Below are 20,441 nucleotides of genomic sequence, written 5' to 3'. Positions count from 1 at the left end.
CTATCGGGAATATCAAACAGTTACCTCGCCGACTTCCTCAAATTGAGGTTTCCGAAAATATCAGAGCGGGTTAGCGATTAAGCTGACGAGTAATTAAACTGCGAAAATTTCGTAGTTTCTGAATATATTCCGGCCTGCTGGTTAACAGTCCTCAGATGTGAGGGATGTAGCCAGCGCAATTTTGCGCTTTGCTTTAATCTCAGTGAGTTACCGCCGTAACCGCTCCGGCTTCTTCCAGTGGTACGTGATTTTCTCCTTCTCCCGATACAGTTCAACGCGGCGATTGTAGGCCAGCATTTCCAGAACGCGGATCCGTATGTCGCGCATATCCGCATCATTAAGCTGGATACCATCACGGCGCATCACCTCAGCAACAACACGCGCATAATTTTCGGCTGTCACGCTGTCCGGCTGCGTGGTCTGTTCGTCAGCCTGCTGGCTGATTCCAGAGACGCGGCGGATTAATCGCAGTATTTCGGCTTCTGTCATGCTGCTGACCTCATTACACCCCGCTAAATTCTTCCAGTTTCTGGCGGTGGCTGTCGCTTATATCAAAAGCAAAATCCTCATGCTCTGCCTGGAATGTACCAAACGCCATCAGCGCCGCTACGCTCGGGTCTATCTTGTTCGGTGATTTTTTCTTGTTCGGCTTGATATTGGCGTTCGCGTCACTCTGCATCACGACGTTACTCATCGACCAGGACAACACCGGATCGCCACGATGCACAATCACCCTGCGGTTAACAAAAACTTCGAACGATTTCGCCGCCGGACTGAATCTGAGGTAGGTTTGCGGGAACGGCTCCACCTCAAAACCAGCCCCCTGTAATTGCGTCCTGAGATGCGTGGCGTTCCACGTATCAAAGCCCACCAGCCTGATATTAAATTTCTCCGCATCCTGCATGATGTCATCTCTGATCCGGTCGTAATCAATGCAGTCACCTGGCGTTGTGCGTATCCAGCCCGCTTTAGCCCACTGGCGATAGACAGCGCGGTTTTTATTGGCGGGGTTCTGTAGCTGGAACTCCGGCAGATAATGACGGGAAATCAGCATAATGGTTTTACCGACCGGAAAGGCATAGCATACGCTGGAAATATCGCTGGTTGATGATAAGTCCAGCCCCGCGTAACACTCCTGACCGTGTAAATCTTCCTCCGTGAACGTTCCGGCACACTCAGCCCATGCACCATTACCCATCCACGGGGTAGTCCCCTGACACCAGATATTAAATCGCTTTGTCATCATCTCCACCCACTGCGACGGAATACCCCGCGCTTTCTGGATGGTTGAGGCCAGTTTTTCACGATCCACGGAAACATCAATATTAGGGTTCGCCTTTATCCACATCGCCGGATCATCAACCTCGTTTTCGTCGTCCAGTTCGTAAATCAGTACAAAAATTGAATCGTTAACCTCTTCGCCGTCCAGGATCTGGCAGCAATAATCATAGTGCTGTTTACAGGCTGAAACGACGTTACTGCCCGATGTGGTAATGGCAAATAACAGCCCTTCGGGACGTGCGCCCATCCCCAGCTCAAGCGCGGAATAAACGCCGTTATCGGGGTGTAGGTGGTATTCGTCCACGATGGAAAGACTGGGGTTTGTCCCCTCGATGGTTGCCGCTTTTGCTGCCAGCGGCTTTAACAGGCTGTTGCTTTTCGGGTGTATCACCTTATGCGCCTGAATATTCACCCGCCTGCGTAACGGTCGGGATAAAAGGCACATCTGACGCGCATTATCAAACACGATCCGCGCCTGGTCACGGCTCACCGCTGCGGTGTAGATATCCTGCTGACCGTTCTCCATAATCAGAAACCAGTTAGCCAGAATCGCGGCGGTCGTGGATTTCGCATTTTTGCGCGGCACTTCGATAAAGGCGCTCGTGTATTTGCGCCGTCCGGTGGCCTTAACCTTAAAGCCGAGGATGCACGCAAAGGCGAACTGCTGCCACGGCTCCAGCTCAATGGGTCTGCCACGCATCGGTCCTTTTACGTGCGGGCACACCCTGGAAAAGGCAATAAACCGCTCCACAACCTCACGATCGAACGTGTAAAGGGGGCTTTTAAGGTCCGAAAAGTACCGTTTAACAGCCTGTTTTAACCGTTTACAGGCCGGAATTTTGCCCGTTTTTACGTCTTCTGCGTACTTATTCCAGGCGGTCAAGCTCGTCCTCTTCTTCTGTTTCCGGTGGATTTTTACGGCGGCTTATCGGGTCAAAACCGAGCAAGGAGGCCATTTTTATCATCACTCTTTCAGCGTCGGATTTTGCGCTTAATGCGGGGTTTCTGCTCTCGCCGCCCTGACTGTTAACAATGCTGAACCCGCGCGCCGCAAGGTCTGCAACGGCTTTCCGGTAAATGGAGTAGTTGACGCAATACAGTTCCAGATTGCTCCAGTCGGCGGGGGTCAGGTCTCCCCGTTCCGCAAGCTGCCGCGATTTTTCCCGCCACTGCTTCACGGCGATATCATCCAGGTAGGCGGGGTCGGGTTTGTCCTGAAAACGCCCCCCACCCCGTCATACAGCCTCATCAGCGATTGCGGAAACATTCCATAACCTCGCGGTCACGGTCGGTTAATCGCTTCGCTGTGATGCGTTCTGCGCGTCCTGACGCTTTATCTTTATGCCCTGTTTCCTGTGTCTTCCATGCGTCACGCTGCCTTATAAGTCCACGGATAAGGCGGTTTTGTTCCCGCTCATTCATCAGCGTCATACATCCAGTTATTGCGGTTAGCAGCCCGTTCTTCCTCTTCACGAAATCCACCTGCGGCACGCTTGCTTTTTGTTGCCGGATCAAGCCATTTCGTTTTCTGGTTATGACACGCCTGGCACAATGGTTGATGGTTCCATTCGGGCCAGAAGAGAACATCATCACCGCCATTAATCGGGATAATGTGATCCACCACCACGGCGGGCGTATATATCCCCTTCTCAAGGCATCGCACGCATAACGGGTTTTTACTCAGATACATGGCGCGGTATTTGTCCCACTGTCTGGAATATCCACGCGCGCGGCGGTGTCCTCGTCTGGCATCCTCTGCACGCCATGCCGCCCGCCTGTGCTCCTCACACTTGCCGGATTTAACGCGCCTGTTACAGCCTGGTTCTGTGCATCGTCTTAATGGTTGCCACGGCATCAGTACCCCCCCACATCACGGTAAGCCGTCCAGAGTGCGCCTATCGTCATGGGTACGCGTGTTTTTGCGTTATCCGCGACAATCTGGCGATTTTCATACAGGTGAGCGATAAACATCATGCAGCCAATCTTTATGGCTGGCGTGAACGCCAGCCCGTCATCAAAGCGCCTGCCTATGTGTATCTGGCACGCCTCAAGCGATGCGGCAATGTATCCGCTGATTAACTGGTCTTCATCGTCGCCATCGATGCGGCAATGGAGTTTCACTTCTTCCAGGGTGATAAGTTCTTCTGTCATTTTTCCGCGCCCTCACGACAAAGAATTTCAAGGCGTGTCCTGGCGGCATCCGGCAGCGGCTGCCCGATGATATTCAGTACACGCCCCGCCAGCGGCCCCGTACTGACCTTTATCCGGCTGGTGGCGTTGATGTCCTTCCGGTACCGTATCCAGATCCTTACGGTACCAATCGCCAGCTCTGCGCCCGATGAAATGGCCTCCTTGCTGCTGACCATGTTCACGCTTGCCCAGAGTGTGTGACCGTCCTCCCACGTTTCGAGTATTTCGCCGGTTATATCCCTGGTCTGTTTCAGGGTCTGAATCGTTATCCTGTCACGCAGTCGCCCTATGTTCATTCCGGTTTTTCTCCCTCGCTGATTTTTACTTCCTGTTTCCATGCCTGGCTGAACTCATCACCACCATCACGCGGTGACAGCCCTTCACGTTCGCGGGCTTCGTTCGGACACATAACGTCGGATTTTATGCCGCGCTCATAGGTGGCAAAGCGTTCGCCAGGTGTGGCCCGTAACAGGTCCGCGCTGTCAAACTCCACCTGATACCGGATACCAGGTACAGGCGAGGCCACCAGCAAGGCGTTTTTTATCTGCTGCTCAAAGTTCGCCAGCCACGGGCGCATCGTCATGGTGAGAAATGCGCGGCTTGCCTCGCTGAAGTTGCTGTAGGTGCTGTTGCTGTATTCCTGCAAAAAAATCGGCGAGACGTTGAACATTCGGGCGATGTCTTCAATGGTGAAGCGACGGGAGGCCAGCCATTCGGCATCCTGATTACTCATGCCCAGCTGCTGATAGCTCATCCCCCCTTCAAGGATGGGCGTTTTTCCGGCGTTTCTGGCCCCTTTGTAGCGTTCCAGTGCGGCTAATGCCTGTTTGCCCTTCACGCCGTCCAGCCATTCGCCTGACGTGATAACCCCTGCCGCCATCATGCCATCACGCATCACGCTCGCGCCGTGGCGTTGTTGGGCCAGCCCAAGCCCCAGCGATTCGCGGCAGATGGTTACAGGTGAGCGCCCCATAAAACCGTCATCCGTGGAGTAACGAAGGTGGAGAACCTCCCACGGTAAATAGTTGCGGATGTTTCCGGTGTAGGCGTCAGTGATGCAGTAGCGCCAGTTATGATCACCTGTCTGCTCCACGTTCACCGACTGCGGCGGGTAAGGATGTAAAGCCGCCGGAAAACCATCACGCCCCCACTGAATAACCGCATAAGCATTACCACTTAACAGGCAGTAGCGGATCATCATTCGCTTAAACTGGTAGGGTGTCTGCCACGCGTTCGGGCGCTCGTTGAGGATGTGATCGACCGGATGAGAATCAAGCCATTCGCGGGCCTCCTTCCCCTTCTCATTGCGTACCAGGTACAGGTAACACGGCATGGTAGCCACCGCGTCAGAGATGACCGTGACGGCGTTCATGACGGCGGGGAGTGATTCCGCTGTCCCAGATGATACGTACTCACCCGCCCCCGTGTTCGATGTGCCGGCCAGCGCCATAAATTCATCAAGCGTCATGCTGCGCTGCTCTTTTTTTCGTCTGAAAGGCCACATATCACACCCCCGCTAAATCCGCCCACCAGCGGCGATTATCCGCACGCGGCATTTTTTCGGGGTGCTGCTCATACAGGGAACGGCGGGCCAGCTCCACGCCGGAATCGGGGTAAGCCGGTACCGATGTAACGGTAATTTCGTACAGTTCCGCCACCAGCACGGTGCGCACGCATGGATCTGTTGTGGTATCCCATACATCCTTACGGGAGCGAAAGCCAAAGCTCATCCCCGAGATGTCCCCACGCTTAACCAGTTCGATAACGTCGCGCCCTGTACTGGTATCCGGTGGGGTCAGTTCAAAGCGTAACCCTGTTTCGTCCTCTTCCAGTTTCAGCGTGCCGGAACGGGTGCGCCCCAGTAACATGCTGTGGTCATGCTCATACAGGCCGCGAACGTCATTACCCGCCGCAAGCCATTCAGTAAACGCCCCCCGCTGGAATTTTTCGTAAAACTCACCCCATAACAGTTCTGAAAGCTTATCCCAGCGAACAACGTAGCCCGTCAGCGTACCGGCTCCGCTGGTGGTGATTTCCGATGACCGGATTTCCATACTCTTCATAATTTTTTCACCCATAAAACACTAAAGGGGCTTTTTAGCCCCTTCTGTATGCTGTTAATCGTCGTCTTCCGGCAGTGCCAGAATCTTGATCGCGTTCGAATCCACCACGCCACCGCCTAAATATTTTTGCGTGAAAATTTTGATGAATCCTGGTTCTGTCAGGTTGTCCGGTCTGGTGCGAACACCTGTTTCGTGATCAACAATGTAGTAACCGCGTTTGAAGTCACCCAGGGCAATAACGTTATCAGGCATAAACTCCAGATATTCGACCGGAAGGCCCAGCAACGTATCAGGATCACCCGCCTGTAAACGGTCGCGCCAGATATAATCACCGTTCGCGTTCTTCACCTTCTGAAGTTTTGCCGCCGTCGTGGAGTTAACCACTCAGACCGCGTTTTTGCGGTATTTTTTACGTAATGCAAATTTCAGGTCGATCAGCGGGTCCGCAGATGTCCACGCCAGAGATTCGGAAGGTTTAATTACCTGCAACGTACCAAAATCACGCTCTTTGTCGTTCTTCTCTGCACGGGGTACGGATAAAAAACCTTTTGCTTTTTTGTCACCGTCGCCCACAACCAGATCGCTTTCTTCGGTTTCCGTGAAGGTGTCGCCAATCTCACCCGTCAGCCATGAAAGGATGTCCACATCGGAAAAATCCACGATTTCCTGTGTGGTGCGCGGGTACGCATAGACCGGATACAGCTTAATGCTCACCTCGTTAATCTGCGGGGTGCTGGTCTGTTCGCGTGCCTTACCCTCTTCACCGTGGTTAACGGTCGCACCGCCAGCGGAAACAAGCTGCTTAAACTCGTTGCTGCTGATTTTCTTCACGGTACAGATGCGACGCATGGTGGATTCATCCGCCAGCATTCGCATGATTTCGGTGTTCAGTTCAGGGATAACGGTATAACCACCATCAGCGGGAACGCCTGTACTTAATGCGCGGGTTTCACCGGTCAGAATGTAGTTACGTAGTTCTGCGGGGTCAGTGGTCTGGCTGCTTTTACCTGGCTTGCTGCGCTCTTCGTCTGCAATGGCTTCAAGGCGGGAAATGTCTTTATCGAGGGATTCAGCTTTAGCGCGTAATTCGTCAAATTTTGCGCCCTCAGCATCGTTAAGACTGCGGTTTTCTTTTTCAGCGTTCTCCAGCATGTCGCGCATCTGATTTTTAATGGCGGTTTTCTGCTGGCGTAATTCGATTATTCTCTGCATAAAAAAAGTCCTGGGGTTAAGTAAGGAACTCCAGGACGCGGCAAACACTCAACCGTTTTTCATAAGGAAATCAGTAATCGCACCGATCGTTTTCCCGCCTGGTAATGAATATTGGCGAGCACATTAACAGGCGGGAAAGTGGCCCCAGCGTCCTGGCACCACGGGCGAGAATAATCATGATTCAGTTCGGGTAAAATATGCCGATCCGCTCAGTGAACAACGTGGAACAACCACGAACAAATAATTTACAAAAAATAACAAAAAGCCGGATTGCTCCGGCTGCGTGGTGTGGTTCTGATATTCCTACTCTGCTAATTTGCTCAGCCCCATGTCTGCGTAAGTGCGATTTACTGCATTTCTCAGGTCTGCGTAGTTCTCCGTTGGCGGCTCCGGTGTGCCCTTGCTGCTCTGTTTTACCAGCGGGTCGCCCACCAGCTGCCCGTAAGCTGCAATTTGTGCTGTCATATTGCCACCTCAGTGAAGCGATCCGGCATTGTTCTTTTTCATCTCTTCCATCATTTTTTCAGTGAGCATTACGCACTGAAACCCCATGTTTTTGATGTCTACGGGTTTCATGCCTTTGTCAGTGGATATCACAGGCAGAATATCCTGATACACATCGCGGTCAGGGTAACTAAGCACACAAAGCTCCCATGATGCCACGGGTGAGGATCCTTCGTCTGTTTCAACCCACCAGCCTGGTGTAGCTGCGCTTATTTGCAGAATCGTGATCCGTCCGTTGTGCTTGTAAAATTTTTCACCAAATTTTGGTTCGCTCATGATTCCACCTCTCCGGTTTTAACGTTGATTGTTGTTACCTGTTCCGCTTCGGCAATCTCCCGCTCTGTCAGCGTGGCAAAATTTGCCGCCGTCGTGGTCATGAATGCGCTTATCAGTTCGGGATGTGCTTTCGCGTATCCTTCCCCCGCGTGGCGGTCTATCGTTCTGATTGCCACCTTTAAAGCGTGCTCTGTCATGTCTAACGCGCGATATTTCGGTTCTGTTCTGTCTCTGCGTTTTTTGAATGATTTATTAAATTTCCCTGAAGTGTGCATATTTATTTTTACCCCCTCGTTTAAAAAGTTTTGAGTTGTGCCTCCCCTTGTCTACCTTATCTACCTTAGTGGCCCTCATGCCAGTAATGGCGCTGCTTTCAGCGGGGTAGAGTGCTTTTATCCACTATCTACCCCGTGTCTACCTCCCTGTCTGATTCAGGTAAAATCAGGTAGAGAGGGTAGATAGTGGGTAGACAGTAAAAAAAGGCTATCTACCTAACTTAATGCACTGAATTAAATGTATTTTTCTTTACTCAGGTAGACAGGGTAGACAGCAATTACAAAAAATTATAAAAACGCGTCGCACTCGTCTGTTGTTATTGCGTTAGTCTGCGTTACTCCCTTAACTTTCCGCGTAATATATTCATGTCCGTAAACTTTCGCGGCTGGCTTCATAGCCTTGCCAAAGTCATTTACGTTTAGCGGTTTGCTCCTGCCTGCGTACGCCATAAACGCCAGATAGACGCGGTAAAGGCTGTTTCTGGTCGTGTACTTCACTGAATCGCCACCGCCGCCCATCATCAGGCCGCGTGCTTCCTCCAGAAAATTCAGGAACTGGCAAAACTCAATAACCGGATCCGTCTGTTGCTTTATTGCCAGAGCTTCATCACCGTCACGCTGTTCCAGTAGTAAAGCCCGTGCTTTCTCAGAGTCGGTAAAGTTCGCCAGCAATCGGCGGATAATGACAGGGATTTCAGCCGCAATCTTTTCCGGTAGCTCCCTGTCTTTTTCGGCCTCACTAACGATATTGTCGAAACGGAAAATCACGCGACGACGTGCCACACCTCCGGCCCGTTCGGTGAATATCATCGGGTTATTGTTGGTCGCCAGCACCACCGCCCTGATTACAGCCGTGAAACGCTTTTCGTATTTCGGGTTAATTTCCACGGGGTCACCGCCCGTGATTTTCTTGATGCCCGTTCCTTCGCCTGTATATTTCGGCTGGTCAGCCAGGACGATAAGACGACTCCCGACAACCTGCGCACGTCCACCAGCATCATCAAGCGATGTCATTTCAGCGCTTACCGTGTTCTGTTTCCCTGCCAGAAGGCTGGCTATGTGTGTGAATGTACTTTTACCGCTCCCGCCGTCTCCGGTGGCCTCAATAAACATCTGCCAGTCGTACCGGTTCGCCATAATCATGTACAGCGCGGCACATATACGCATCATCTTGCGCTGGTCTTTTCCGGCTGCGTGCTCAAGCCATTTATGAAAGTTTAGCGCGTTATCGCGGATGTTCTCCCCTGGTGCTGGTGGCGTGTACTCAATGCCGTTGTGCGTGGTGATCCAGTTCTCCGGCGTGTGCGGGGAAAATTCCCCCGTTTTCAGGTCAAGCGCACCATTGGCGAACGGCAGCAAATCGCCGGACGGCTCGCCCATTGGTTCGGCAATAACTTTTAACGCTTCCACGGCGTTATTGATTACGCGCTTGCTGAAAGTGGCCCTGTGCTCTGAATAGATCACCACCATTTCGCGGCTAAGTTCCATTGTGCTGACCGGACACCATACCCCGCCGCGCCATACGTGAACGATTTCACTTTCCTGATGCACACAAACGCCATCAAAGCGCTCGGCAAGCAGCTGCGCGCGCTCACTGTCTGCCATTTGTGCCAGTTGCGTATTTTTCTGCTCCGGCATGGTAAGCCCTGCGGCAATATTTTCACGCTCAGCATTCAGATAGCGCCGCCAGTTTTCACACTTCTGGACGTGCATTCCTTCGGGGTAAAAATTTGCGTCCTGAATATCTGCCGCCGCCAGCTTCTGACCAATCTTTTTGGTCTCCACCAAATCCAGTTCTCCGGCCTGGTACAGCCTTACGCGTTTTTTTCCATCCGGAACAATTTTCAGTGCATCAAGTTCGGCAAGCTGATTTGGCCCAAGCCACACAGGCGGCACATTATCGCCGGATGCGGGGCCATCCTGCTCCTGCCATTGTTTCGCGTGCGACCAGGCATCACTACCCGCAAAGATAATTACCTCTGTGTCTTTGTGTTTTATTCCGCGTGGCTGTTTTTTTACGTTCGGTGCCAGTTTCATTTTTTACCCCTGAATACGTTAAGCATCTTTTTTATTTCCTGAATATTGGCGCGTGCTTTCTCCCTGCTGGTTGGTTTACTGCGGGGCGCTGCCTGTACCAGCGTGAAATCACGCCGGAATTGATAAACAGGCATCACGCAATCATATTCGTAACCTTCACGGCGGTAGGTGATGCGCCGTTCTGCCACGCCTTTAATCGTTACCATGCCGCCGTACTGGTCGCGGTAAATATCACCGCGCGTAAATTTAGGGTGAGTGTTGCCACTGGCAGTTAAGCCAGAATATTTAAGTTTCATTATTTTTATTCTCCGGTGTGTTGTTCTTTATATCTGTCGTGCAATAGATCTATTTCTTGCAGTTCCATTATTACAGGCTCAAGAAGCGTTATTAATGCCGTGGCAATTCTTGATTTTTGTTTGTCGCGTTCATTGTCGCCAAGTGTTTCAAGCCATATGCGCAATATTTCCAGCATGTTTTCACTGTGAGAAAGTGCAAGAAATGCGCGGTCTATTGTTTCGTGGTAAATATCACGCATATTAATCCCCGTCCGTCGTTTTTCTTAAAATAACCTCTGTCACGAAATCAGCATAATCGGCGGCGATATTCAGTACATCAAGCCCGTTGATTTATATTCTCTCGTGGAAAGTAAGAAAAAAGCCGCTCTAATAAGTTCTGGCATTGACGAAAGCGCATCAGCCGCATCATCAGGAACGCCGGAAAATTCCTGTTTCAGGGAATTAAAACGATCATCACGCATAACCCCCCCCATTTTCACAATCGGCAACAAGAATATTTTTAGCGTCATTCAGTGACCGCGTTGCGATGTATCGGATACATTCCAGGGCGAACTGTGTCCGGTCTTTCTGTTCTTCTCCCTGCGCAAGCTCTGCCGTGCATTCAATATCAATAAGCGCGTGCATCAGCGTAGTGAGTGCGGCGGCTGCTGCGTTCGGTGTGGTTTTATTGTGCATAGGTTTCCCCCTGACGAATACGGGCGGCGAATACAGCAACACAACCGGACGGGCAACGGCTACGCGCTTCGCGTTCCGTCCAAGCGGTTACGTGGATGATTTGGGATTCTCCGGCACTCAGTGCCAGAAAACGCCACACAAAGGCCGTTTGTGTGTGTACAAGGTGTGGTATATGATTTACGGCAACCATAACGGCTCCTAGTTTACGTTGTTGGTTAGAAGCCCCGTTACTGCTCCTACAGTGCGGGGCTTTGCTTTTTGTGTTGATTGTGTGTAATGTGTCACTACACATAAATACATTACCTGAGGTGTAATTAACGTGTCAACACACAAAAACGAAAGGCGTGGTAATCCTCCGTTCCAGTTCCGTTTAGATCCTGACTTACGGGAAAAGATGGAAAAGGCACAACAACAGGACGGCGATGATTCTCTTGCTGCCTGGATAAAGCGAATAATCCGCAAAGAATTACAGCAACGCGGCATAGAACCCAAAGGATAAAAACTATCAGCGCCGTGGTGTGAGGTACTACGGCGCATTGCTTTACAGGCGCACACAATGACCAACGAAGAATCAACCGAAAAAACATCACCTGCACGAAAAAGACGACGCAGAAAGAAAGAGCATGAATCAGAACGATTCGCGCCGTGTTCTTTTGCCCTTGAGAAGTACCTTAAAGAATACTCATCAAAGGAGAGAACTTCGCAGTTATGGCAACGCACTGAACCAGACTGATTGCATTGCCCACCAGCCTGATAGCGGCTATCATCCCCGTGCTTATGTTTGGGATCACACACACAAACGGCGCAGCGGGTTATCTGTTCAGAAAGGCGGCTCCATTTCGGGGCCGCTTTTTTTATGCCTGAAAAACCCCAATTTTGTGGTTTTCCAGTTTCACCAGGGCGAACGAATCCCCGCCCACGTTCTGGCGTATATTCAATCTTCATGGTTATAGCTCTGTGTTCAGATGATTGATGTGTGGCGGCTGCGTGCCGCCAGCGTGATTAATGAACTGCCTTGCAGCTATCCTTCCAGGCCAGAACCTCGGATAAAGACCAGCCAACGGAACGACCGCCAAGTTTACGACGTGATGGGAATTGTCCGGCCTTTTCCAGGCGGTAGCGGCATGAGCGGCTAAGGCCTGTTAGCTTTTCGCATTCTTTTTCACGTATAAACCGATCAGTGCTTAACACTATTGCCCCCTTTCGTTTCTTAAAGAGTTATTTCGTGTTCTATTGCGTTGGGATGTGTCTGATTGTGTCAGGATGATTCAGAGTTGGCAAATGTTGAGGCCGTATGGTTTACAGAAAGAGGAATAATCAGGATAAAATCCTTTAAATTCATGTTAATACAAAGGCATAAAATATTGTTTCATGCCTTTTTTCTCGCTATTTAAAGAGTGATTCGCTAGTGTATAAAAAATCAGTAACACATTAAAAATCAGCTACTTATAAATCTGTACACTTTTTCACCTCTTGTTCGTAGTTGTTCCGCATTGTTGCTCATTGTTGCACGTTGTATCTGTTCGCATATCCAGTATGCGCATACTGAAAAAACACGAAAAAAATTATTTTCTTCTGGCTACTGGTAGCGTGGTTACGTTTTCATGTGTTCCCGCCAGTATCCCTAACCGCTCCGTCCACATATCCAGCGCATTGCGTTTAGCATCCAGATAACGGGAATGATTATAAACTCGCTGCATTCCTGGCATCTGGTGGCCTGTAAGCTGCTCCACGACGTGAGGATCCACGCCTAAATCGTTCAGCATCGTTGTAAAGGTGCGCCGGATGTCATGTAGTGACCAGTGAGGGTGATTTAGCCTCCTGTGCGCTAATCTGCCGTACTGCGACACGCTTGTTTCCTGTTTCACTTCCCCCAGCAATAAGCCCGTGTGCCTGTTCTGCTCCACCAGCTGCGTGACGAACGGCAGTATTGCTTCCGGTATGGGCCGGAATATTGCCACCTTCGTTTTGCTGTGTTCTTTCGGCACGGTCCAGAGCATTTCGGTAAAATCCCACTCGCTGATCTCCGATAACCTCAGTTCTACCGTCCGGCATCCGAACACAATCAGGAGGCGGATTAACGCGATGTAGTAGGGGGAGAATATTTTTTTGTCCAGTGCCTGCAATAATTCGCCCAGTTCTTTGGTGCTTAAGACACGCTCGCTTATATCCGGTTTTTTCCCAACGTCCGCCACACTCATATCATCAAGAACGTTGCTGATTGCATAGCGCCGCCTCCGGCAGAACTTAAGCGCCTGTTTGCACGTCTGTAGCAAGAATCCGGCAGTAACAGGCGTTCGCTTTGCCACCTGGTCAAAACAGGCCAGCCAGTGCCGTAGCTCGCATTTATCCAGCGGCATAGCACCAATGTGCTGTATTACGTGATTATTAAGGCGCTTTTTCAGGGCGGCATAATCCACGCGGTTTTCCTTTGCGTACGACTCAAGCCAGTAGGTGAGCGCATCGCCAACCGTTACCGGCTTTAACGCTTCCTGTACGGTGTAATTAAGCTCATGACGTGGATTTTTCCCCTCTGCCAGCCATGCGCGACACTGGGCGGCTTTTTCCCTGGCTGATTTCAGGCTCAGATCAGGATAATTTCCCAGCTTAATGCGTTCCGGTGGTGCCCCCCTTCCCGTTCCGGCCCTGTAAGTGAAATACCAGGTTAAAAGGCCACTGGTTGAATGCCTGACGCTCAGGTTTCCACCGTCATTAAGAAAGGCTGTTTTTTGGGCGGGTGTGCCGTTGATTTTCCTCAGCTGTGTATCGCTCAGTTTGTTAAGTGCTCTGCTCATAATTTTGATTCCGGTCATCACAATTAACTACACCATTAACTACACCGATCGTTGCACAAAGGGCTACAACGTGAAACAAGCTGGAACAAGGAAAATCACAAATCTGTTTATAATCAAAAACATAATGAACAATCTGAAACATTATGAAACGGCAAAAAACACTAATTGATAAAATATGTCCATACTTCACGCATTACGTTAAGCATCCGTTATAATCGGTTGCAGATACCAGCCTGTGGATGCTTAACATGGAATACCAACTCACTCTTAACTGGCCCGATTTTCTTGAACGTCACTGGCAGAAACGCCCGGTGGTGTTAAAACGCGGCTTTAATAATTTTATTGACCCGATCTCTCCAGACGAGTTGGCGGGTCTGGCGATGGAAAGCGAAGTTGACAGTCGACTGGTCAGTCACCAGGATGGCAAATGGCAGGTCAGCCACGGCCCGTTCGAAAGCTACGATCATCTCGGTGAAACCAACTGGTCATTACTGGTACAGGCAGTAAACCACTGGCATGAGCCGACCGCCGCGCTGATGCGACCGTTCCGTGAACTACCGGACTGGCGTATTGATGATCTGATGATTTCTTTTTCTGTACCTGGCGGCGGCGTCGGCCCGCATCTCGATCAGTACGACGTGTTTATCATTCAGGGTACCGGACGTCGTCGCTGGCGAGTGGGCGAAAAGCTGCAAATGAAACAGCACTGCCCACATCCGGATCTGTTACAGGTCGATCCGTTCGAAGCCATCATCGATGAAGAGCTGGAGCCTGGTGATATTCTTTATATTCCGCCAGGATTCCCGCATGAAGGCTACGCGCTGGAAAATGCGATGAACTATTCCGTGGGTTTTCGCGCGCCAAATACGCGGGAATTAATTAGCGGATTTGCCGATTATGTGCTGCAACGTGAACTGGGCGGCAACTACTACAGCGATCCGGATGTTCCACCTCGTGCTCATCCTGCGGATGTTCTGCCGCAAGAGATGGATAAACTGCGTGAGATGATGCTCGAATTGATCAACCAGCCGGAACACTTTAAGCAATGGTTTGGCGAGTTTATATCCCAGTCACGTCATGAACTGGATATCGCGCCGCCGGAACCGCCTTATCAGCCAGATGAAATCTACGATGCGCTGAAACAAGGTGATGTGCTGGTGCGCCTGGGTGGTCTGCGCGTATTGCGCATTGGCGACGACGTGTATGCCAATGGTGAGAAGATCGATTCCCCGCACCGTCCGGCACTGGATGCACTCGCCAGCAACATTGCGCTGACTGCGGAGAATTTTGGCGATGCGCTGGAAGATCCGTCATTCCTCGCGATGCTCGCGGCGCTGGTCAATAGCGGGTATTGGTTCTTCGAAGGGTAAGTTTGGATTTAAGCCGGATGCAGCATCACATGCCGCATCCCTTTTCGCTTACTTCCGTTGCGCCGTTAACTCGGCAATACGGACGATCACCTGCACCGCTTTTTCCATACCTTCCAGAATCACAAACTCATGCTTACCATGATAGTTGTAACCGCCAGTGAACAGGTTCGGGCAAGGTAATCCCATAAACGACAACTGCGCGCCGTCGGTACCGCCGCGGATCGGTTTCAGTTCCGGTTCAATATCGCAGTCACGCATCGCCTGCTGGGCGATATCGAGAATATGCGGATGCTCAACCACTTTCTCGCGCATATTGTAGTAACTGTCTTCAATCACCAATTCAATGTAGCAATCAGGATGTAACCCTTTGCCCACTTTTTTGGCGATCTCCATCATTTTACGTTTACGCGCTTCAAACTGTTTACGGTCGAAATCACGGATGATGTAGTGCATATCGGCCCGTTCAACGGTGCCTTTCATGCTCGCCAGGTGATAGAAACCTTCATAGCCTTCTGTCATTTCCGGGCTTTCATCCGCCGGAACTTCCGCATGAATACGTGCCGCCAGCGACAGCGCATTTACCATCACTCCTTTCGCCGTGCCCGGATGAACATTGTTACCGACAATTTTTATATTGACCGATGCGGCGTTGAAGTTTTCAAACTCCAGTTCGCCTACGCCACCACCGTCAACAGTGTAAGCCCAGCGGGCATCGAAGGCATCAACATCAAAATGTTTCGCCCCTTTGCCCACTTCTTCATCCGGGGTAAAGGCGACGCGAATATCACCATGCGGAATGTTTTTCTGTTGCAATACCGCCAGCGCGGTCATGATTTCTGCAATACCTGCTTTGTCATCAGCACCTAACAAGGTTTTACCATCGGTGGTAATCAACGTCTGACCCAGTAGCTGATGCAGCACCGGGAACATAACCGGTGATAAAACTTCATCGCCGATACCCAGCGCAATATCGCCACCGCGATAGTTTTCAACAATTTGCGGATTAACATTTTTGCCGCTGCAATCCGGTGAGGTATCCACATGAGAAATAAAGCCAATCGCCGGGATATCGCCAGGGACGTTAGCCGGTAACGTCGCCATCAAAGTGCCCTTCTCACTTAAGGTCACATTGATAAGCCCCATTTCTTCGAGCTGCTCTTTCAGCAGATGCAATAACTTCCATTGGCCTTCCGTGCTGGGAACCTGTCTCACCCCTGCTTTTGATTGGGTATCCAGAGACACGTAGTTCAAAAATCGCTCAAGTAGTTTATCCATGTAGTCACCCTCACTTTTTGTGACAACATTATTAAGAAGCAAGAAAAGACAAATATTGCGTCAGGTCACTTTTACCCCTGCAAGCGGGAATATTTATCAGCATTACCTTAATGAATATAAAGCTAAGCCAGTAATTCACAACAAAGATTGGCGATTCAAGCGGTTTGCCGTAGAATTACCGCCCTCATTAGGAGTCACCAAGGTGGTTAACCACAAACCCCGCATCGGTAAGCCATCCGTTGCGTTTACATGGGACAGAGTAAAAAATTGAATAAACAACCGAGTTCGCTTTCACCGCTGGTGCAATTGGCGGGAATTCGCAAATGCTTTGATGGTAAAGAGGTCATTCCCCAGCTGGATCTGACTATCAACAATGGCGAGTTCCTCACGCTGCTTGGCCCTTCTGGCTGCGGTAAAACAACCGTTCTTCGCCTGATTGCAGGTCTGGAAACTGTTGATTCCGGACGCATCATGCTGGATAACGAGGACATCACCCACGTTCCGGCGGAAAACCGCTATGTGAACACTGTTTTCCAAAGCTATGCACTTTTCCCCCACATGACCGTGTTCGAAAATGTGGCCTTTGGGTTGCGCATGCAAAAAACCCCCGCTGCTGAAATTACGCCCCGCGTGATGGAAGCCCTGCGGATGGTGCAGCTGGAAACCTTCGCTCAACGTAAACCGCATCAGCTCTCTGGTGGTCAACAGCAACGCGTCGCCATTGCTCGAGCGGTGGTTAACAAGCCTCGTCTGTTGTTGCTGGATGAGTCGCTCTCAGCGCTGGATTACAAACTGCGTAAGCAAATGCAGAACGAGCTGAAAGCGTTACAGCGTAAGCTTGGCATTACATTCGTTTTCGTGACTCACGACCAGGAAGAAGCACTCACCATGTCGGACAGGATTGTGGTGATGCGCGATGGTCGCATTGAGCAAGACGGCACGCCGCGTGAAATCTACGAAGAGCCGAAAAACCTGTTTGTTGCCGGGTTCATTGGCGAAATTAATATGTTTAACGCCACGGTGATCGAGCGACTCGACGAGCAGCGCGTACGCGCCAACGTTGAAGGCCGCGAATGTAATATCTACGTTAACTTCGCCGTTGAACCGGGGCAAAAACTGCATGTTCTGCTGCGCCCGGAAGACTTACGTGTTGAAGAGATTAACGACGACAACCACGCTGAAGGGCTGATTGGTTACGTTCGTGAGCGTAACTACAAAGGCATGACGCTGGAGTCGGTTGTTGAACTGGAAAATGGCAAGATGGTGATGGTCAGCGAATTCTTCAATGAAGACGATCCTGACTTTGACCACTCTCTCGACCAAAAAATGGCCATTAATTGGGTAGAAAGCTGGGAGGTCGTACTGGCTGATGAAGAACACAAGTAAGTTCCAGAATGTAGTGATTGTCACTATTGTCGGTTGGCTTGTGTTGTTTGTCTTTCTGCCCAACCTGATGATCATTGGCACCAGCTTTTTGACCCGCGACGACGCCAGTTTCGTCAAAATGGTCTTTACACTGGATAACTACACGCGTCTGCTCGATCCGCTCTATTTTGAAGTGCTATTGCACTCGCTGAATATGGCGCTGATCGCCACCCTCGCCTGCCTGGTGCTGGGCTATCCATTTGCCTGGTTTCTGGCGAAGCTGCCACACAAGGTGCGTCCGCTGCTGCTGTTTCTGCTGATTGTTCCGTTCTGGACCAACTCATTGATTCGTATCTACGGGCTGAAAATTTTCCTCAGCACCAAAGGCTATCTCAACGAGTTTTTGCTCTGGCTGGGCGTTATCGACACACCAATCCGTATCATGTTCACGCCCAGTGCGGTGATTATCGGTCTGGTTTACATTCTGCTGCCGTTTATGGTGATGCCGCTGTACTCCAGTATCGAAAAACTGGATAAGCCGTTGCTTGAGGCGGCGCGCGATCTCGGTGCCAGCAAGTTACAGACTTTTATCCGCATCATTATTCCACTGACGATGCCGGGGATTATTGCCGGATGTCTGCTGGTGATGCTGCCAGCGATGGGCCTGTTCTATGTGTCCGACCTGATGGGCGGTGCGAAAAACCTGCTGATCGGTAACGTCATCAAGGTACAGTTCCTCAATATTCGTGACTGGCCGTTTGGTGCAGCCACCAGCATTACGCTGACTATCGTAATGGGCCTGATGTTGCTGGTTTACTGGCGCGCTTCTCGTTTGCTGAATAAGAAGGTGGAACTCGAATGATCGGTCGACTGCTTCGCGGCGGTTTTATGACCGCTATCTACGCGTACCTGTATATCCCAATCATTATTTTGATTGTGAACTCCTTTAACAGCTCGCGCTTTGGCATCAACTGGCAGGGTTTTACCACCAAATGGTATAGCCTGCTGATGAACAACGACAGCCTGTTACAGGCAGCGCAGCATTCACTAACAATGGCGGTGTTTTCGGCGACGTTTGCTACGCTTATCGGTTCACTGACGGCAGTTGCGCTGTACCGTTATCGCTTTCGCGGTAAGCCGTTCGTTAGCGGAATGCTGTTTGTGGTAATGATGTCACCAGATATCGTGATGGCAATTTCGCTGCTGGTGCTGTTTATGCTGCTGGGTATTCAGCTTGGCTTCTGGTCGCTGCTGTTCTCGCATATCACCTTCTGCCTGCCATTTGTGGTGGTGACGGTGTATTCGCGCCTGAAAGGTTTTGACGTGCGGATGCTGGAAGCGGCGAAAGATCTCGGTGCCAGCGAATTTACCATTCTGCGAAAAATCATTCTGCCACTGGCAATGCCAGCGGTGGCGGCGGGCTGGGTGTTAAGCTTTACCCTGTCGATGGACGATGTGGTAGTTTCTTCATTCGTCACCGGACCAAGTTATGAAATTCTGCCGTTAAAAATTTATTCGATGGTCAAAGTCGGCGTATCGCCGGAAGTTAACGCGCTGGCAACCATATTACTGGTGCTGTCGCTGGTGATGGTTATTGCCAGCCAGCTTATTGCTCGTGATAAAACGAAAGGTAACACAGGGGACGTTAAATGAAAAAATGGTCACGCCACCTGCTCGCGGCGGGTGCTCTGGCACTGGGCATGAGCGCCGCTCACGCCGATGACAACAACACGCTGTATTTCTACAACTGGACCGAGTACGTGCCGCCAGGACTGCTTGAACAGTTCACCAAAGAAACCGGTATTAAGGTTATCTATTCGACTTACGAGTCGAACGAAACCATGTACGCCAAGCTGAAAACGTACAAAGACGGTGCCTATGACCTGGTGGTTCCTTCAACCTATTACGTCGATAAAATGCGTAAAGAGGGGATGATCCAGAAGATCGACAAGTCGAAGTTAACGAACTTCAGCAATCTCGATCCAGACATGCTCAACAAGCCTTTTGACCCGAATAACGACTACTCCATTCCGTATATCTGGGGTGCGACGGCGATTGGTGTTAACGGTGATGCGGTGGATCCGAAATCTGTCACCAGCTGGGCCGATCTGTGGAAGCCAGAGTACAAAGGCAGCCTGCTGTTGACCGACGATGCCCGTGAAGTGTTCCAGATGGCGCTGCGTAAGCTGGGCTACTCCGGTAACACCACCGATCCGAAAGAGATTGAAGCTGCATATAACGAGCTGAAAAAACTGATGCCAAACGTCGCAGCGTTTAACTCCGATAACCCGGCTAACCCGTACATGGAAGGCGAAGTTAACCTCGGCATGATCTGGAACGGTTCTGCTTTCGTTGCACGCCAGGCGGGTACGCCTATTGACGTGGTGTGGCCGAAAGAAGGCGGCATATTCTGGATGGACAGCCTGGCGATCCCGGCAAATGCCAAAAACAAAGAAGGCGCGCTGAAATTGATCAACTTCCTGCTGCGCCCGGATGTGGCAAAACAGGTTGCTGAAACTATCGGTTATCCAACGCCAAACCTTGCGGCGCGTAAGCTGTTAAGTCCAGAAGTGGCAAACGATAAGACGCTCTACCCGGATGCTGAAACCATTAAAAATGGCGAATGGCAGAATGACGTTGGCGCAGCCAGCAGCATTTATGAAGAGTATTATCAGAAGCTGAAAGCAGGACGTTAATTCAGCAAGCGGGCGGTGGTATTACCGCCCGTTTTTTAGTTAGCAAGGATGTGGCTAATGAGTCAGGACAGTAAAGTTTTATCCCGCTCTTTCGTCGGTATTGTGGTCCGCTTGTAGGCCTGATAAGCGTA

General features: G+C 50.7%; 26 protein-coding genes and 3 pseudogenes. 7 read left to right on the top strand and 22 right to left on the bottom strand.

All coding sequences use genetic code 11. The features are described from left to right. Positions 1-207: 207 nt before the first annotated feature. From ABZJ92_RS01150 to ABZJ92_RS01060, 19 genes and pseudogenes are all read right to left on the bottom strand, one after another. Positions 208-489, bottom strand: coding sequence for a hypothetical protein (locus ABZJ92_RS01150; protein ID WP_000133415.1), 282 nt, complete (start codon positions 487-489; stop codon positions 208-210). A gap of 13 nt (positions 490-502) precedes the next feature. Beyond that, complete coding sequence (locus tag ABZJ92_RS01145; RefSeq protein WP_000127901.1) at positions 503-2,164, bottom strand: terminase large subunit; 1,662 nt, start codon at positions 2,162-2,164, stop codon at positions 503-505. Further along, positions 2,148-2,474 carry a phage terminase small subunit P27 family gene (locus tag ABZJ92_RS01140; RefSeq protein WP_029716858.1) on the bottom strand — a complete coding sequence of 109 codons (327 nt, stop codon included), beginning with the start codon at positions 2,472-2,474 and terminating at the stop codon, positions 2,148-2,150. Before ABZJ92_RS01140 ends, ABZJ92_RS01145 begins: the two co-directional genes overlap by 17 nt. Before the next feature lie 55 nt (positions 2,475-2,529). Further along, entirely contained in the window at positions 2,530-2,712 is a 183-nt protein-coding gene (locus tag ABZJ92_RS01135) for a hypothetical protein (RefSeq protein WP_000174068.1), read from the bottom strand. Beyond that, positions 2,696-3,136 carry an HNH endonuclease signature motif containing protein gene (locus ABZJ92_RS01130; protein ID WP_001145905.1) on the bottom strand — a complete coding sequence of 147 codons (441 nt, stop codon included), beginning with the start codon at positions 3,134-3,136 and terminating at the stop codon, positions 2,696-2,698. The genes ABZJ92_RS01135 and ABZJ92_RS01130 overlap by 17 nt, the downstream gene beginning before the upstream one ends. After that, positions 3,136-3,432: a head-tail connector protein gene (locus ABZJ92_RS01125; RefSeq protein ID WP_000134107.1), complete on the bottom strand. Its 297-nt coding sequence runs from the start codon at positions 3,430-3,432 to the stop codon at positions 3,136-3,138. Before ABZJ92_RS01125 ends, ABZJ92_RS01130 begins: the two co-directional genes overlap by 1 nt. Continuing rightward, positions 3,429-3,767, bottom strand: coding sequence for a phage head closure protein (locus ABZJ92_RS01120; protein ID WP_001020662.1), 339 nt, complete (start codon positions 3,765-3,767; stop codon positions 3,429-3,431). Before ABZJ92_RS01120 ends, ABZJ92_RS01125 begins: the two co-directional genes overlap by 4 nt. After that, positions 3,764-4,975 (bottom strand): phage portal protein, encoded by a 1,212-nt coding sequence (locus ABZJ92_RS01115; RefSeq protein WP_000267599.1) that lies wholly within the window; start codon positions 4,973-4,975, stop codon positions 3,764-3,766. The genes ABZJ92_RS01120 and ABZJ92_RS01115 overlap by 4 nt, the downstream gene beginning before the upstream one ends. 1 nt (position 4,976) lies before the next feature. Then, positions 4,977-5,549: an HK97 family phage prohead protease gene (locus ABZJ92_RS01110; RefSeq protein ID WP_000504054.1), complete on the bottom strand. Its 573-nt coding sequence runs from the start codon at positions 5,547-5,549 to the stop codon at positions 4,977-4,979. 39 nt (positions 5,550-5,588) lie between these two features. After that, positions 5,589-6,746: pseudogene (locus ABZJ92_RS01105) on the bottom strand (phage major capsid protein). Positions 6,747-7,136: 390 nt separating this feature from the next. Next, positions 7,137-7,211: pseudogene (locus tag ABZJ92_RS01100) on the bottom strand (PerC family transcriptional regulator); the annotation flags it as partial. A gap of 9 nt (positions 7,212-7,220) precedes the next feature. Next, positions 7,221-7,526, bottom strand: a complete 306-nt coding sequence (locus tag ABZJ92_RS01095) for a hypothetical protein (RefSeq protein WP_001294167.1) — start codon at positions 7,524-7,526, stop codon at positions 7,221-7,223. Then, a complete protein-coding gene (locus ABZJ92_RS01090) occupies positions 7,523-7,801 on the bottom strand; it encodes a hypothetical protein (protein ID WP_000557473.1) in 279 nt (92 codons plus the stop codon). Before ABZJ92_RS01090 ends, ABZJ92_RS01095 begins: the two co-directional genes overlap by 4 nt. Positions 7,802-8,089: 288 nt before the next feature. After that, positions 8,090-9,838: a DNA primase family protein gene (locus tag ABZJ92_RS01085; RefSeq protein WP_000761802.1), complete on the bottom strand. Its 1,749-nt coding sequence runs from the start codon at positions 9,836-9,838 to the stop codon at positions 8,090-8,092. Beyond that, the gene (locus ABZJ92_RS01080; RefSeq protein ID WP_000770157.1) at positions 9,835-10,134 is read right to left on the bottom strand and encodes a DUF4222 domain-containing protein; all 300 of its coding nucleotides are present in this window, start codon (positions 10,132-10,134) and stop codon (positions 9,835-9,837) included. The genes ABZJ92_RS01085 and ABZJ92_RS01080 overlap by 4 nt, the downstream gene beginning before the upstream one ends. Before the next feature lie 5 nt (positions 10,135-10,139). Continuing rightward, positions 10,140-10,373 carry a hypothetical protein gene (locus ABZJ92_RS01075; protein WP_001204964.1) on the bottom strand — a complete coding sequence of 78 codons (234 nt, stop codon included), beginning with the start codon at positions 10,371-10,373 and terminating at the stop codon, positions 10,140-10,142. Position 10,374: 1 nt separating this feature from the next. Further along, positions 10,375-10,595, bottom strand: a pseudogene (locus ABZJ92_RS01070) (hypothetical protein). Next, entirely contained in the window at positions 10,588-10,809 is a 222-nt protein-coding gene (locus ABZJ92_RS01065; RefSeq protein WP_005005155.1) for a hypothetical protein, read from the bottom strand. Before ABZJ92_RS01065 ends, ABZJ92_RS01070 begins: the two are co-directional and overlap by 8 nt. Then, positions 10,799-10,999 (bottom strand): host cell division inhibitor Icd-like protein, encoded by a 201-nt coding sequence (locus ABZJ92_RS01060; RefSeq protein WP_000226783.1) that lies wholly within the window; start codon positions 10,997-10,999, stop codon positions 10,799-10,801. The genes ABZJ92_RS01065 and ABZJ92_RS01060 overlap by 11 nt, the downstream gene beginning before the upstream one ends. A 129-nt stretch (positions 11,000-11,128) precedes the next feature. On the opposite strand from ABZJ92_RS01060, the gene ABZJ92_RS01055 reads away from it, so the two are divergent. Next, a complete protein-coding gene (locus ABZJ92_RS01055; RefSeq protein ID WP_000103622.1) occupies positions 11,129-11,308 on the top strand; it encodes a YlcI/YnfO family protein in 180 nt (59 codons plus the stop codon). Positions 11,309-11,432: 124 nt separating this feature from the next. Continuing rightward, positions 11,433-11,762 (top strand): hypothetical protein, encoded by a 330-nt coding sequence (locus tag ABZJ92_RS01050; RefSeq protein ID WP_154074686.1) that lies wholly within the window; start codon positions 11,433-11,435, stop codon positions 11,760-11,762. Positions 11,763-11,811: 49 nt separating this feature from the next. Here the strand turns inward: ABZJ92_RS01050 and ABZJ92_RS01045 are convergent, their stop codons facing one another. Continuing rightward, a complete protein-coding gene (locus ABZJ92_RS01045) occupies positions 11,812-12,000 on the bottom strand; it encodes a helix-turn-helix transcriptional regulator (RefSeq protein ID WP_000953271.1) in 189 nt (62 codons plus the stop codon). Positions 12,001-12,374: 374 nt separating this feature from the next. Beyond that, complete coding sequence (locus ABZJ92_RS01040; RefSeq protein ID WP_000085257.1) at positions 12,375-13,604, bottom strand: tyrosine-type recombinase/integrase; 1,230 nt, start codon at positions 13,602-13,604, stop codon at positions 12,375-12,377. A gap of 248 nt (positions 13,605-13,852) precedes the next feature. Here ABZJ92_RS01040 and roxA point away from each other — a divergent pair, with 248 nt between their 5' ends. Continuing rightward, a complete protein-coding gene (gene roxA, locus ABZJ92_RS01035) occupies positions 13,853-14,974 on the top strand; it encodes a [50S ribosomal protein L16]-arginine 3-hydroxylase (RefSeq protein WP_001295435.1) in 1,122 nt (373 codons plus the stop codon). Positions 14,975-15,022: 48 nt separating this feature from the next. Here the strand turns inward: roxA and pepT are convergent, their stop codons facing one another. After that, complete coding sequence (gene pepT / locus ABZJ92_RS01030) at positions 15,023-16,249, bottom strand: peptidase T (protein WP_000359445.1); 1,227 nt, start codon at positions 16,247-16,249, stop codon at positions 15,023-15,025. A gap of 249 nt (positions 16,250-16,498) precedes the next feature. Between pepT and potA the strand changes: the two genes are divergently transcribed. The 4 genes from potA to potD are packed head-to-tail and all read left to right on the top strand — an operon-like array spanning position 16,499 to position 20,310. Continuing rightward, positions 16,499-17,635, top strand: coding sequence for a spermidine/putrescine ABC transporter ATP-binding protein PotA (potA, locus tag ABZJ92_RS01025; RefSeq protein ID WP_000531594.1), 1,137 nt, complete (start codon positions 16,499-16,501; stop codon positions 17,633-17,635). Next, complete coding sequence (gene potB, locus ABZJ92_RS01020; protein WP_000799401.1) at positions 17,619-18,476, top strand: spermidine/putrescine ABC transporter permease PotB; 858 nt, start codon at positions 17,619-17,621, stop codon at positions 18,474-18,476. The genes potA and potB overlap by 17 nt, the downstream gene beginning before the upstream one ends. Then, positions 18,473-19,267: a spermidine/putrescine ABC transporter permease PotC gene (gene potC / locus ABZJ92_RS01015; RefSeq protein ID WP_000580316.1), complete on the top strand. Its 795-nt coding sequence runs from the start codon at positions 18,473-18,475 to the stop codon at positions 19,265-19,267. Before potB ends, potC begins: the two co-directional genes overlap by 4 nt. Next, positions 19,264-20,310: a spermidine/putrescine ABC transporter substrate-binding protein PotD gene (gene potD, locus ABZJ92_RS01010; protein WP_000759317.1), complete on the top strand. Its 1,047-nt coding sequence runs from the start codon at positions 19,264-19,266 to the stop codon at positions 20,308-20,310. Before potC ends, potD begins: the two co-directional genes overlap by 4 nt. Positions 20,311-20,441: the final 131 nt, after the last annotated feature.

Origin of the sequence: Shigella sp. FJ200513 (assembly GCF_040495915.1) — a bacterium.
Taxonomy (GTDB): Bacteria; Pseudomonadota; Gammaproteobacteria; order Enterobacterales; family Enterobacteriaceae; genus ECMA0423.
Note: the sequence above shows the minus strand (reverse complement) of the source record. Positions and strands in the feature narration are given on the sequence as shown.